16 protein-coding genes are annotated in these 13,058 nt (G+C 69.9%); 10 read left to right on the top strand and 6 right to left on the bottom strand.

What is annotated here, in order from left to right; all coding sequences use genetic code 11:
- On the top strand, positions 1-1,038 hold the full coding sequence (locus ACZ5C2_RS23495; protein ID WP_468794203.1) for a PadR family transcriptional regulator: 1,038 nt from the start codon (positions 1-3) through the stop codon (positions 1,036-1,038).
- 7 nt (positions 1,039-1,045) lie between these two features.
- On the opposite strand, the gene ACZ5C2_RS23490 is transcribed toward ACZ5C2_RS23495, so the two are convergent.
- The 4 genes from ACZ5C2_RS23490 to ACZ5C2_RS23475 all read right to left on the bottom strand — a co-directional run bounded on the left by ACZ5C2_RS23490 (position 1,046) and on the right by ACZ5C2_RS23475 (position 4,324).
- Positions 1,046-1,612 carry a Clp protease N-terminal domain-containing protein gene (locus tag ACZ5C2_RS23490; protein ID WP_468794200.1) on the bottom strand — a complete coding sequence of 189 codons (567 nt, stop codon included), beginning with the start codon at positions 1,610-1,612 and terminating at the stop codon, positions 1,046-1,048.
- Positions 1,612-1,821 (bottom strand): helix-turn-helix domain-containing protein, encoded by a 210-nt coding sequence (locus tag ACZ5C2_RS23485; protein ID WP_381220889.1) that lies wholly within the window; start codon positions 1,819-1,821, stop codon positions 1,612-1,614. The genes ACZ5C2_RS23490 and ACZ5C2_RS23485 overlap by 1 nt, the downstream gene beginning before the upstream one ends.
- A 101-nt stretch (positions 1,822-1,922) precedes the next feature.
- Complete coding sequence (locus ACZ5C2_RS23480; RefSeq protein ID WP_468794197.1) at positions 1,923-2,888, bottom strand: zinc-binding dehydrogenase; 966 nt, start codon at positions 2,886-2,888, stop codon at positions 1,923-1,925.
- A gap of 197 nt (positions 2,889-3,085) precedes the next feature.
- On the bottom strand, positions 3,086-4,324 hold the full coding sequence (locus ACZ5C2_RS23475) for an NAD(P)-dependent malic enzyme (protein WP_468794194.1): 1,239 nt from the start codon (positions 4,322-4,324) through the stop codon (positions 3,086-3,088).
- A gap of 581 nt (positions 4,325-4,905) precedes the next feature.
- Here ACZ5C2_RS23475 and ACZ5C2_RS23470 point away from each other — a divergent pair.
- Genes ACZ5C2_RS23470 through ACZ5C2_RS23460 form a run of 3 tightly spaced genes read left to right on the top strand, consistent with a single transcriptional unit; the run spans position 4,906 to position 7,620 of the window.
- On the top strand, positions 4,906-5,865 hold the full coding sequence (locus tag ACZ5C2_RS23470; protein ID WP_468794191.1) for an ABC transporter substrate-binding protein: 960 nt from the start codon (positions 4,906-4,908) through the stop codon (positions 5,863-5,865).
- A 28-nt stretch (positions 5,866-5,893) separates the two neighbouring features.
- Positions 5,894-6,823, top strand: a complete 930-nt coding sequence (locus ACZ5C2_RS23465; RefSeq protein ID WP_468794188.1) for an amino acid ABC transporter permease — start codon at positions 5,894-5,896, stop codon at positions 6,821-6,823.
- Positions 6,820-7,620 carry an amino acid ABC transporter ATP-binding protein gene (locus ACZ5C2_RS23460; RefSeq protein WP_468794185.1) on the top strand — a complete coding sequence of 267 codons (801 nt, stop codon included), beginning with the start codon at positions 6,820-6,822 and terminating at the stop codon, positions 7,618-7,620. Before ACZ5C2_RS23465 ends, ACZ5C2_RS23460 begins: the two co-directional genes overlap by 4 nt.
- 104 nt (positions 7,621-7,724) lie before the next feature.
- Here ACZ5C2_RS23460 and ACZ5C2_RS23455 read toward each other — a convergent pair whose 3' ends face one another.
- Positions 7,725-8,495, bottom strand: coding sequence for a class I SAM-dependent methyltransferase (locus ACZ5C2_RS23455; RefSeq protein ID WP_468794182.1), 771 nt, complete (start codon positions 8,493-8,495; stop codon positions 7,725-7,727).
- Positions 8,496-8,594: 99 nt separating this feature from the next.
- On the opposite strand from ACZ5C2_RS23455, the gene ACZ5C2_RS23450 reads away from it, so the two are divergent.
- Complete coding sequence (locus ACZ5C2_RS23450; RefSeq protein WP_468794179.1) at positions 8,595-9,245, top strand: CGNR zinc finger domain-containing protein; 651 nt, start codon at positions 8,595-8,597, stop codon at positions 9,243-9,245.
- Here the strand turns inward: ACZ5C2_RS23450 and sodX are convergent.
- Complete coding sequence (gene sodX, locus ACZ5C2_RS23445; protein ID WP_468794176.1) at positions 9,128-9,562, bottom strand: nickel-type superoxide dismutase maturation protease; 435 nt, start codon at positions 9,560-9,562, stop codon at positions 9,128-9,130. The genes ACZ5C2_RS23450 and sodX overlap by 118 nt on opposite strands.
- A 146-nt stretch (positions 9,563-9,708) precedes the next feature.
- Here sodX and sodN point away from each other — a divergent pair, with 146 nt between their 5' ends.
- From sodN to ACZ5C2_RS23420, 5 genes are all read left to right on the top strand, one after another.
- Positions 9,709-10,104, top strand: a complete 396-nt coding sequence (sodN, locus tag ACZ5C2_RS23440; protein ID WP_030928916.1) for a superoxide dismutase, Ni — start codon at positions 9,709-9,711, stop codon at positions 10,102-10,104.
- 131 nt (positions 10,105-10,235) lie between these two features.
- Positions 10,236-11,327, top strand: a complete 1,092-nt coding sequence (locus ACZ5C2_RS23435; RefSeq protein WP_468794173.1) for a protein kinase family protein — start codon at positions 10,236-10,238, stop codon at positions 11,325-11,327.
- Between the two features lie 63 nt (positions 11,328-11,390).
- Complete coding sequence (locus ACZ5C2_RS23430) at positions 11,391-11,813, top strand: helix-turn-helix domain-containing protein (RefSeq protein ID WP_468794170.1); 423 nt, start codon at positions 11,391-11,393, stop codon at positions 11,811-11,813.
- A 9-nt stretch (positions 11,814-11,822) separates the two neighbouring features.
- Complete coding sequence (locus tag ACZ5C2_RS23425; protein WP_468794167.1) at positions 11,823-12,248, top strand: VOC family protein; 426 nt, start codon at positions 11,823-11,825, stop codon at positions 12,246-12,248.
- Positions 12,245-12,979 (top strand): VOC family protein, encoded by a 735-nt coding sequence (locus tag ACZ5C2_RS23420; RefSeq protein ID WP_468794164.1) that lies wholly within the window; start codon positions 12,245-12,247, stop codon positions 12,977-12,979. The genes ACZ5C2_RS23425 and ACZ5C2_RS23420 overlap by 4 nt, the downstream gene beginning before the upstream one ends.
- The last annotated feature ends 79 nt before the right edge of the window (positions 12,980-13,058 follow it).

Raw genomic sequence — 13,058 nt, 5'->3', positions numbered from 1 at the left:
ATGCCCCCCGTCTTCGCCCACGGACGTCTCCGCCTGTATCTGCTGAAGCTGCTGGACGAGGCCCCGCGCCACGGCTACGAGGTGATCCGCCTCCTCGAAGAGCGCTTCCAGGGGCTGTACGCGCCTTCGGCAGGCACGGTCTACCCGCGCCTGGCCAAGCTGGAGGCCGAAGGCCTGGTCACCCACACCACCGAGGGCGGCCGCAAGGTGTACGCCATCACGGACGCCGGCCGCGCCGAACTGGCCGACCGCAGTGGCGAGCTGGCCGATCTGGAGCTGGAGATCCGGGAGTCGGTCGCCGAACTGGCCGCCGAGATCCGGGCCGACGTCAGCGGCGCCGCGGGCGATCTGCGCCGCGAGATGCGAGCCGCGGCCGGCAGGGCCCGCCAGTCCCGCACCAACGGCTCGTCCACCGACGAGGAGGGCTTCCTCGGCGACTTCTCGGTCTTCGGCGACAAGGACGCCTGGCGCGCCGCCAAGGAGGAGATGCGCCGCGCCAAGCAGGAGTGGAAGGAACAGGCCCGGCGCGCCAAGGACGAGAGCCGGCGCTCCCGCGAGGAGGCCCAGCGTGCCCGCCGCCAGGCCAAGGAGGCCCAGGACAAGGCGCAGGAGGAGGTGCAGCGCATCATGCGGCAGGTCCAGGAACAGGTGCAGGACCACTTCACCCGGGGCGACTGGCCGACGGGACTGCGCGAGGGCCTGGGGGAACTGGCCAAGGAGATGAGCGAGTTCGGCAAGGACTTCGCCTTCGGCCGCACCGGCACGGGATCCCCCGGCAAGGCCTCCGAACCGTCGTACTCCCGGACACCCGAGGACTTCCCCGCCGGCTACACCCCGGCATGGGCGCACGAGGACGCCGCGGACTCCACCGGCGACCCGGCCCGCGATCTGGACCGGCTCCTGGACCGTTTCCGGGACGACATCCGGGACGCGGCCCGCGACCACGGGGTCACCGCGGACCAGCTCCGGGACGCCCGCCGCGATCTGTCCACGGCGGCGGCCCGGATCGGGAAGACACTGCGCACCCCGAAGGCGTGAGCCGCCGTCAGCCCGCCTTGGCCTCGCCGCCGTTTCCGTACAGCACCCGGGTCACCGACGCGTAGGTCACCCCGTGGTCGGCGAGGACCTCGGCGGGGACGCCGGGGCGGGCGGTGAGAGCGAGGAGGATGTGCTGGTCGCCGATGTACCGGTCCCGCTGGGCGGTGGCCGCGCGCAGGGCGCCGGTCAGGATGTCCCTGGCCCCCTGCTCGAAGGGGCGGTGCCCCGACCATCGGCCACCGGCTTTCCGGTCGCCGGACAGTGCCCCGGCTCCGTGCACCTCCTCCACCCGGGCCACGATCTCCGGCACGTCGATTCCCAGCCCGGCGAGGGCGTCGGTCTCGGCCTGGGTCAGCCCGCCCCGCCGCCGCGCCCGTTCCAGCGCCGCCATGACGGACTCCCGCCGCCCGTCGAGCCCGAGGGCCGCCAGCGCGAAGGAGGCCCGGCTTCCCTCCCGGTCCAGCAGGGCCAGCAGGAGATGCTCGGCGCCGACGCTTCGCGCGCCCACCTGCTCCGCGTGCGCGACCGCCCCCTTCACCACGCCCCGGGCGTCCTTCGTGAACCGCTCGAACATCAATGCCTCCCGTACTTCTTGTGCACGGCCTGCCTGCTCACCCCGAGTTCGGTGGCGATCTCCTGCCATGACCAGCCCTGATGGCGCGCGTTGCGCACCTGCACGGTCTCCAGCTGCTCCAGCAGCCTGCGCAGCGCGGCGACGGCCCGCAGGCCGATCCGCGGGTCGCGGTCACCCGCCCGCTCGGCGAGGTCGGTTGCCTCAGTCATGATGTCAACGTACGTTGACACGACGCGGTCGTCAACCCCAGTTGACAAGCCGACGGCCGGCCCGGAAACCCGGACCGGCCGTCGGCACGAACCCCCGTCTCTCAGGGACCGGTGAGCACGATCTTCCCGAACTGCCCCCCCGACTCCATCCGCTCGAAGCCCTCCCTCGCCCGGTCCATCGGCAGCACCTCGTCGATGACAGGACGTACACCCGTGGCGGCACAGAAGGAGAGCAGGTCCTCCAGTTCGTCCTTGGTCCCCATCGTCGATCCGACGATCTTCAGCTCCAGGAAGAAGACCCGCGTCAGCTCGGCGTGCGAGGGCCGGTCCCCACTGGTGGCCCCGGAGATCACCAGCGTGCCACCGGGGCGCAGCGACTTCACCGAGTGCGACCAGGTGGCGGCCCCGACGGTCTCGATGACGGCGTCGACGCGCTGCGGCAGTCGCGCACCGGCCTCCACCGCCTCCACGGCCCCCAGCTCCAGCGCCCGCTTGCGCTTGGCCTCGTCCCGGCTGGTGGCGAAGACCCGCAGTCCGGCGGCCTTGCCGAGCACGATGGCGGCGGTGGCGACACCGCCGCCGGCCCCCTGCACCAGTACGGAGTCGCCGGGCCGGACCCCGGCGTTGGTGAACAGCATCCGGTACGCCGTCAGCCAGGCGGTCGGCAGACAGGCGGCCTCCTCGAAGGAGAGCTCCTTCGGCTTGGGCAGGATGTTCCAGGTGGGCACGGCGACCTGTTCGGCGAAGGTGCCCTGGTAGCGCTCGGTCAGGATGGACCGGGGCTCCGTGGGCCCCACTCCGTGACCGCTCTGTCCGATCACCGAGTGCAGGACGACCTCGTTGCCGTCCGCGTCGACACCGGCGGCGTCGCAACCGAGGATCATCGGCAGTTTGTCCTCCGCGAGGCCGACGCCGCGCAGGGACCAGAGGTCATGGTGGTTGAGGGAGGCGGCCTTGACCGTGACGGTGCTCCAGCCGGGCCGGGTCTCGGGAGCGGGACGCTCCCCCGACTCCAGACCGTTGAGCGGCTGGTCGCGGTCGATTCGGGCGGCGTAGACAGCGAACATGACCTTGACGATAGGTTCCCCGCCCCTCCGGGGGAACCAGGGCCCGCTGTGACACACGCCCTCTTGCCACACGCCCTCGGCGACACGGCGGCAGTGTGCCGCTCGCCCGGCCCCGGGCCTCCGGCACGGGAGCCGGCCCCCGGGAACGAGCGTTGGCCCCGTCCACACCCGGACGGGGCCAACGAAAGGCGTGCGCCTCAGCGGCGGGCGACACCCTCCGCCCGGGCGGCAGCGGCCACGGCCGCCGTCACCGCGGGGGCGACCCGCTCGTCGAACGGGGACGGGATGACGTAGTCCGCGGCAAGATCGTCACCGACCACCGAGGCCAGTGCCTCGGCCGCCGCCAGCTTCATCCCCTCGGTGATCCGCGAGGCCCGCACCTGCAGCGCGCCCGCGAAGATGCCGGGGAACGCCAGCACGTTGTTGATCTGGTTGGGGAAGTCCGACCGCCCGGTGGCCACGACCGCCGCGTACTTCCGCGCGACCTCCGGGTGCACCTCCGGCTCCGGGTTGGCCATGGCGAAAACGAACGCGCCCTCGGCCATCGACGCCACCGCCGGCTCCGGCACCGTGCCGCCGGAGACACCGATGAACACATCGGCCCCGGCCAGCGCCGACTCCAGCGATCCGGAGAGATTGGCCTTGTTCGTGAACGACGCCAGCTCCGCCTTGATCGGCGTGAGGTCCTCGCGGTCGCGTGACACGACGCCGTTGCGGTCGGCCACGGCGACATCACCGATCCCGGCCTCGACCAGCATCTTGGCGATCGCCACACCCGCGGCGCCCGCGCCCGAGATCACGGCCCGCAGCTCGCCCAGCGTGCGTCCGCTCAGCCGCGCCGCGTTCCGCAGCGCCGCCAGCGACACGACCGCCGTGCCGTGCTGGTCGTCGTGGAAGACCGGGATGTCCAGCCGCTCCTGCAGCCGCTTCTCGATCTCGAAGCACCGGGGGGCCGAGATGTCCTCCAGGTTCACCCCGCCGAAGGACGGGGCGAGCCGGACCACGGTCTCGACGATCTCGTCGACATCGGTGCAGTTCAGTGCGAGCGGGACCGCGTCCACGCCGCCGAACTGCTTGAACAGGATGGCCTTGCCCTCCATCACCGGGAGGGAGGCCTCGGGGCCGATGTCCCCGAGCCCGAGCACGGCCGTACCATCCGTCACGACGGCGACGACCTGCGATTTCCACGTGTAGTCGTGGACGAGGTCCGGCTGCTCGGCGATCGCGCTGCACACCTTCGCGACCCCGGGCGTGTAAGCCAGGGACAGATCGTCCTTGCCCCGGATCGGCACGGTGGCCTGCACAGCCATCTTGCCGCCGCGGTGCAGCGCGAACGCCGGGTCGAAGGAATCCAGGAGCTCTGCCCTGCTCTCCGGTTCCTTGAGACCGTTCCGGCTTTCGCTGTCGCTGCGAGGATTGACAATCTCCGCTGCCACTTGGTTTTACCCCTTAAGTATTTACGGTTTGAGGGTTGCCACTCCTGGTGAGGGGTGGGCGGGACCGCGCAAGGCCCGGAGGGTTGATGCGTACGGGCCGAACACGACGGGCGCGCCGCACACGCGCCCTTGAGCCCCGGATGAGGGGTGTAAAGAACCTTCTTACCGGACGGACGCCGCCGGAGACGAGTCCATAACGTGAAGGTCACATGCCGACACCCCGAATCATCGCCCGATATCAGGACAAGACCTGGACGAACCTGCAGCAAGCCCACAACTGCACCCAAGATCATGACGGTCGCTTCCATAACACCGGAGTAGCCGGAGATCCTCCCGCCGGAATGGCGAATTCCCACAGACCGTCCGGCCGCGATGTACCGGACTGGTGCGGTTCGAGCGTCACCCGTTATCCGATTTTGACATCGGGAGGTCCCTGAACGGCACGGTCCGAATGGCAAGATGCGGTAATCACACGAGGTCGCGACACTCGAAGGCGTGTGCTCTCGTCGACCCGTGGCGATGCCGTCAAGGCAGTCGCCGGCCCCGTCGGCAACTCCACCCATCCGCCGGAGGAACCCACCATGACCGCACGCACCACCCGTCGTACCACCGCCGCGCACTCCCGTCTTGCGGCGGTCGGCGCGATCGCGGTCGCAGGCGCACTGCTTCTCACCGGCTGCGGTGACCAGACGGACAAGGGCAGTGACAGCAGCACCGCCGACTCGTCCAACGCGCCGCTCGCCGACAAGCTCCCGGCCGACATCCGCAAGGCGGGCGTCATCAAGGTGGGCTCCGACATCGCGTACCCGCCGGTCGAGTTCATGAAGGACGGCAAGGCCGTCGGCATCGATCCCGACATCGCGGAAGCCCTCAGCAAGCAGCTCGGGGTGAAGTTCGACTTCCAGAACGGCAAGTTCGACCAGCTCATCGTCGGTCTGCAGTCCAAGCGCTTCAACGTGATCATGTCCGCGATGAACGACACCAAGGACCGCCAGAACGGCATCGACTCCGATACCGGCAAGAAGGCCGGTGACGGCATCGACTTCGTCGACTACTTCACCGCCGGTACGTCGATCCTGGTCCAGAAGGGCAACCCCGAGGGCATCAAGTCCCTGGACGACCTGTGCGGCCAGGTCGTGGCGCTGCAGCGCGGCACCACCTCCGAGGGCATCGCCAACGCGCAGAACGAGAAGTGCACCAAGGACGGCAAGCCCGCCATCAAGCTCGAGACCTACGACACCGACCCCGAAGCGCTGCTCCGGCTGAAGCAGGGCGCGTCCGTCGCCGACCTCAACGACTTCCCGGTCGCGGCGTACAACGCCAAGACGTCGGGCGGCGGCAAGGACTTCGAGGTTGTCGGCGACCAGATCGAGGCCGGCCCGTACGGCATCGGCGTCAGCAAGGAGAGCACCCAGCTGCGGGACGCCCTCCAGGCGGCCATGACCGCCATCATCGAGAACGGCGAGTACACGAAGATCCTCGAGAAGTGGAACGTCACGGACGGCGCGGTGACCGAGGCGAAGATCAACGGCGGTTCCTGAACCTCGGCGACACTGAAGGGCAGTCACTGTGACCGACACGGTTGACAAGGCTCCGGCGCCATCGGTGCCGCCGGAGCAGATCAAGGCGATCCCGGTACGCCACTACGGCCGCTGGGTGGCCGGTGCGGTGGTCCTCGCCATCCTGGTGCTGATCGGGATCGCCTTCTCCAACGCGAACATCAACTACGACATCATCCCCGACTACCTCACGGACGAGACAATCCTGTCCGGCGCCTGGCACACGCTGTACATCTCCGTGCTCGCCATGGTGCTCGGTCTCGTCCTGGGCGTGATCCTCGCGGTCATGCGGATGTCGTCCAACCCGGTCACCAGCACGGTCGCCTACTTCTACGTCTGGTTCTTCCGCGGCACGCCGGTTCTGGTCCAGCTGCTCATCTGGTACAACATCGCGCTGGTGTTCCCCACCCTCAACCTGGGGTTCTACAAGGACGAGATGAACCAGGTGATGACGCCGTTCCTGGCGGCACTGCTGGGGCTCGGCCTGAACGAGGCCGCGTACATGTCCGAGATCGTCCGCGCGGGCATCCAGTCAGTCGACGAGGGACAGACGGAGGCGTCCCACGCGCTGGGCATGACGCGGGCCAGGACACTGCGGCGGGTGGTCCTCCCGCAGGCGATGCGGGTGATCGTGCCGCCGACGGGCAACGAGTACATCAACATGCTCAAGACCTCGTCGCTCGCCTACGCGGTGCAGTTCAACGAACTCATCAAACGGTCGACCGACATCTCCAGCACCTCGCTGGCGGTGGTCGAGATGTACTTCGTGGCGTCGATCTGGTATCTGGCCCTCACCAGTGTCTTCAGCGTCGGCCAGTACTACCTGGAGCGCCGTTACGCCCGGGGCTCGACGCGCAGTCTGCCGCCGACGCCACTGCAGCGACTGAGGAAGAACCTCCGCCTCTTCAACTCCTTCAGCCGCCCGGGGGTGAGCCGATGAGCAAGCTCAGCAAGGACATCGTGAGCGGCCAGAGCGGTCAGCCGATGGTGAAGGCGGAGGGCGTCCACAAGTCCTTCGGCCTCTCGCACATCCTCAAGGGCATCAACCTGGAGGTGAACGCGCGGGAGGTGTTCTGCCTGATCGGCCCGTCCGGCTCAGGCAAGTCCACGTTCCTGCGGTGCATCAACCACCTGGAGAAGATCAGCGCCGGCCGGCTGTCCGTCGACGGTGAGCTGGTCGGATACCGGCAGAAGGGCGACAAGCTCTACGAGCTCAAAGAGGCAGAGGTCGCGGCCCAGCGGCGGGACATCGGCATGGTGTTCCAGCGCTTCAACCTCTTCCCGCACATGACGGCGCTGGAGAACGTCATGGAAGCTCCGGTGCAGGTCAAGCGCGAGAGCAAGGCCACCGCCCGGGAGCGTGCGGAGCGGCTGCTGGACCGGGTCGGTCTGGGTGACCGCAGGGGCCACTACCCCGCACAGCTCTCCGGCGGTCAGCAGCAGCGCGTCGCCATCGCCCGTGCGCTGGCCATGCAGCCGAAGCTGATGCTCTTCGACGAGCCGACGTCGGCCCTCGACCCGGAGCTCGTCGGCGAGGTCCTCGACGTCATGCGTGACCTCGCCGAGGACGGGATGACAATGATCGTCGTCACCCACGAGATGGGCTTCGCCCGCGAGGTGGGCGACAGCCTGGTCTTCATGGACGACGGCGTGGTGGTCGAATCCGGCACTCCTCGCGAGGTCCTGTCCAACCCGCAGCACGACCGCACCAAGTCGTTCCTGTCCAAGGTGCTCTGAACGCGGTCCCGCGCACGGCGGAGGGGGGGGGGGGGGGCGGGGCGGGCCCCCCCCCCCCCCCCCCCGCACCCCCCCCCCCCCCCCCCCCCCCCCTCGCCCCTGTGCTACCTCAGCGCCAGCAACAGCGTGTCCGACGGCGAGCACCACACCGGCCGCACCTCGCCGAACCCCTTCTCACGCAGCACGCGCGCGTGCCACTCCGCCGCCGGCGCGTCACCCTCCGCGTGTTCGCCGTAGATCTCGAAGCGGCGGGCCGTCGGCTCCGCGAGGACCGGGTCCCGCGCGGCGAGCCGCCACCACTCGGCCCAGTCCAGGGCGCCCCCTGACCTGGCCTGATCCATACGGGCGTGCCGCTGGGCCCGCTCCGCCGCGTTGATCCGCGGCGTGGTCTCGTCGGTCATGCGGTCCGCGTTCATGAAGACACCGCCGTCGCGGACCAGCCCCGAGATGTGCCCGTAGAGGTCGGCGAGGGGTTCCCGGTGCAGCCAGTGCAGGGCCGTCGCGGTCAGGACGGCGTCGTAGGAGTCGTACGGCAGTGCGTCCGCCCAGCCGGGATCCTTGAGGTCGGCGGTGACGAACGTGACCCGTTCGTCCCCCGCGAAGGTCCCCTCGGCGATGGCGAGCAGCGCCGGGTCCAGATCGACACCGGTGCTGGTGGCGTCGGGGAAGCGGGCGAGCAGCCGGGCGGTGATGGTGCCGGTGCCGCAGGCCAGGTCCAGCACGCGCGGGGCCGTGCCGACGAGTGCCTCGACCATGTCGAGCATGACCCGGAACCGCTCCTCGCGGTCGGGCATGTACCACTCCTGCTGCCGGTCCCAGCTCTCCTGCCAGGCATGCCAGTCGGCGGCGGCCGTAGCGGTGTGCGCGTCCGTCATCGAGCCCTCCCTCGCGTACGTCACGTAATACCCTTGGAGCGCGACCGTCCGTTACCCGACCGCACGCATGACCATAGAGCCCCAGCGTAAGGACTACAAGTGGAACTGGCCTATTACTCGGACTACGCCGTACGCCTCGTCAACACCGAGGAACCGGGCCGGAGTAGGGACACGCTGACCTCGGTCGAGGCCGTCCGCGACCTGTTCGGCGGGAACCAGTCGGCCGCCCGGCGCACGACGGACGCCGATGTGACGCGGTTCCGCTCGGTCCGGGCCAGGCTCCGCTCGGTGTTCGAGGCGGCCGACGGCGGCGACGAGACCCTCGCCGTCGACCTGCTGAACTCGCTGCTGCTGGAGTTCCCGGTCAGCCCGCAGATCTCCGGCCACGACTTCCGCGACGACGACGGCCGCCCGCTGTGGCACATGCACCTGGCCGACCATCCGTCCAACGCGACCGCGGGCTACGCCGCCATCGCCGCGATGGGCCTGGCCTTCCACCTCACCGAGTACGGCGTGGACCGGCTCGGCCTGTGCGAGGCGCCGCCCTGCCGCAACGCCTATCTGGACACCTCGACCAACCGCTCCCGCCGCTACTGCTCCGACCGCTGCGCCACCCGCGCCAACGTGGCCGCCTACCGCGCCCGCAAACGCCTGGAGGCCGACCGGGCGGAGAACACCGGCCGCGCCGACGACAGCGCCCAGCCCACCACGGCCAGCGCCGAACGCCGGTCCGACCTGCGCGGCCGGTAGCGGAACCGGACCCGGCCCAGGACCAGCTCGTCGGGGACGACACCGTAGTCGGTGCTGTCACCACCGGCGTAGGTGTTGTCCCCGAGCACCCACCAACCGCCGTCCCGCCGCTCGGCGGCCCGCTTCACGACGAGCAGGTCCTGCTGGAACGGATGCCGCAGCACGATCACATCACCGGGTTTGACCCGGGCGCCATAGTGCACGAGCAGCCGGTCCCCGTGGTGCAGCGTGGGCACCATGGACGGCCCGGTCACCTCGGCCACCCCGAAGGGCAGCGGCGCCCTCACCCGCTCGGTGTCCTGCGACAGCTCCGGCATCTCCCGGCACCTCCCCGGTTCGTCCTCCACCAGTCTCAGTCTCACCCCGGACTTTTGTCCTAAGCCCGCGGGGGCACCCGCGAAAAGCCGTCCGCCACGGAGTAATGTCCAGTGTGAGAAGACGATCACGAGGAAGGAAACGCTCCATGCTTTCCCGCCTGTTTGCCCCCAAGGTCAAGGTCAGCGCCCACTGCGACCTGCCCTGCGGCGTGTACGACCCTGCCCAGGCCCGCATCGAGGCGGAGTCGGTGAAGGCCGTCCAGGAGAAGATGGCCGGCAACGACGACCCGCACTTCCAGGCCCGCGCCACGGTCATCAAGGAGCAGCGCGCCGAGCTGGCCAAGCACCACGTCTCCGTGCTGTGGAGCGACTACTTCAAGCCCCCGCACTTCGAGAAGTACCCGGAGCTGCACCAGCTGGTCAACGACGCGCTGAAGGCCCTGTCGGCCGCCAAGGGCTCCACGGACCCGGCCACCGGCCAGAAGGCCCTGGACTACATCGCCCAGATCGACAAGATCTTCTGGGAGACCAAGAAGGCCTGATCTTTCATGCCTTGCGACCTGCGATTCCCTGCGAGTCGCAGCGTCTTTCACCCCGTACCCGGCCCGCAGACCGCCACGTATGGCGTCCCTGACGGGCCGGGTGTGGTCCGTTGCGCCGGGCGGAGGACGCGGTGAAGGGCCCTGCCCTGGCGCACGGTGCACGTCTGAGCGCTCATGGTGCCGTCTCGGCAGCCCTGTCCCGGTGCGGTGACCGCGCCCTGCGGGCGCTCGTGGACGACGCCGTGCCGGCCGGGTCCGGCATCGGCGGGACGTCGGCGCTGATGGAGGTCGCCGGAACCCGGGTCTTCGTGAAGCGGGTACCCCTCACCGACCTGGAGCTGCGACCGGAGCACGTCCGGTCCACGGCGAATCTGTTCGGGCTCCCCCTCTTCTGCCACTACGGCATCGGCGCCATCGGCGGGCCGGGCTTCGGCGCCTGGCGGGAGCTCGCCATGCACGTCATGACGACGAACTGGGTGCTGGCGGCGGAACACGAGGGGTTTCCCCTGATGTACCACTGGCGGGTACTGCCGCACGCGGCGCCCCTGCCCGAGGAACTGGCCGACGTGGAACGGGCCGTGGCCTACTGGGGCGGCGCATCGCAGGTGCGCCGCCGGATCCTGGCCCTCCAGCAGTCGTCGGCCAGCATCGCGCTGTTCCTGGAGTACATCCCGCAGACCCTGCACCAGTGGTTGGGCGGTCAGGTCGAAGCGGGGGGCGAGACCGCGGACCGGGCCTACGCCATGGTGGAGAGAGGGCTGGCGGCCGGCACCTCGTTCATGAACGGCCGCGGGCTGCTGCATTTCGACGCGCACTTCGAGAACATCCTGACCGACGGCAGGCGCCTGTACTTCGCCGACTACGGCCTCGCCCTCTCCTCCGGGTTCGAACTGTCGCGGGACGAAGCCGACTTCTTCGGCCGGCATCGGACGTACGACCGCTGTTACACCGCCACGTACCTGGTGAACTGGCTCGTCACCGCTCTGTACGGGTACCGGAGAGAGGACCGGGAGGGGCGCCGCGCGCTGGTGCGCGCCTTCGCGGAGGGCAGGCGCCCCTCGGGCGTTTCCCCGCAGGCCGCGGAGATCCTCGCCCGGCACGCGCCGGCCGCCGCGGTGATGTCGGACTTCAACCACGCGTTCCGCAGCCGGAGCAGACACACCCCGTACCCGCTGGAGGAGATCCGCCGGCTCGGTGGGAGGCACGGCTCACCCCTGTGCTGACGGTCCGTGCGGGACCTCGTGCACGGCTGCCCGGGGTCATGTGGGGCGTGGGATGCTGGGCGGATGGAGCTGGAGGATCTGGTGCGGCTGCGGCGGGCCCGGGACCGGATGGACCGGGAGTACGCCGAACCGCTCGACGTGACGGAGCTGGCGCGGACCGCGCTGATGTCGCCCGGCCACTTCCAGCGCAGTTTCCGCGCGGCGTACGGGCAGACTCCGTACGCCTATCTCATGACCCGCCGTGTCGAGCGCGCCAAGGCGCTGCTGCGGCGGGGCGATCTGTCGGTGACGGAGGTGTGTCTCGCGGTCGGCTGCACCTCGCTCGGTTCGTTCAGCTCGCGCTTCACGGAGCTGGTCGGGGAGACGCCGAGCGCGTACCGGGCCCGGTCGCACGACGAGAGCGCGGTGATTCCGCCGTGCGCGGCGCGGATGTACACGCGCCCGGTACGGGGCAGGGCACGGGCCAATCCCGGCGAAACCTTCTAGCGTGGGCGTATGGACACAGGAACGGACGCCAAACTCGCCCAGTGCTTCATCGCCGTCGACGATCATGACAAGGCGCTGGCCTTCTACCGCGACGTACTGGGCCTCGAGGTCCGCAACGACGTGGGTTTCGAGGGGATGCGGTGGGTGACGGTCGCCTCGCCGGAGCAGGACGTGGAGATCGTGCTGGAACCACCCGCCGCGAACCCGGACGCCTCCCCCGGTGACAAGCAGGCCATGGCGGAACTGCTGGCCAAGGGCATGCTGCGCGGGGTCAACTTCACCACCACCGACTGCGACGCCCTCTTCGAGCGTGTCCGGGCCGCCGGTGTGGACGTGATCCAGGAGCCGGTGGATCAGCCGTACGGGGTGCGTGACTGCGCGTTCCGGGACCCGGCGGGGAACATGCTGCGCTTCATGGAACGCCCCGGGCGATGAGCGTCCGCTGGACGTACGCCTTCATCGACCGGCCCGCCGCCCTCGCCGAGCGGGCCGGTGACTTCTGGACGGCCGTCACGGGGACCCGGCTGTCCGGACCCAGCGGGGACGCCGGGGAGTTCGCGGTCCTGACGGCGAAGGGCACTGACGCCTGCGTGGGGTTGCAGCGGATCGTCTCGGGCGAGGGCGGTGTGCACCTGGACTTCTCCGTGGACGACATTCCCGGGTTCGCTGCGGCGGCACTGCGGCTGGGTGCGGGGGTGGTCGCCGAGCACGAGGGGTGGTCCGTACTGCGGTCGCCCGCAGGGCAGTTGTTCTGCGCGGTGCCCTGGCACGGGGAGTCGTCCCGGCCGCCCGTCGTGCACGGCAGCCGGCTGGACCAGGTGTGCCTCGATGTCCCGCCGTCCGGTTATGACACCGAAGTGGCCTTCTGGAGCGGACTGTTGGCCGACTGGGACTCGACGCCCGGCTCTTTGCCGCAATTCCGTGTCGTCAGGCCGCCGGCCGGGCTCCCCGTGCGCATCCTGCTCCAGCGGCTCGAGGAGGAACGGCCCCTCTCCGCGCACCCTGATCTTGCCTGCGCCGACATCGAGGCGGCGAAGACGCGGCACGAAGGCCTCGGGGCCGTGTTCGTGGCCGCCTTCGGCCACTGGACGGTGATGCGGGACCCGACGGGCGGCGTCTACTGTCTGACCGGCCGTGATCCGGAGACGGGTGCCGTGCGGCCTTAGGGCCGTGGCCGCACAGGTTCACCGGGCTGCCGGTTGAGACGGGTGGCCCGGTGCGTTCTCACCGCGGTAAGGGCGCGAC

This window comes from Streptomyces sp. NPDC031365 (assembly GCF_055569765.1).
This window is presented reverse-complemented; position numbering and strand designations above follow the sequence as displayed.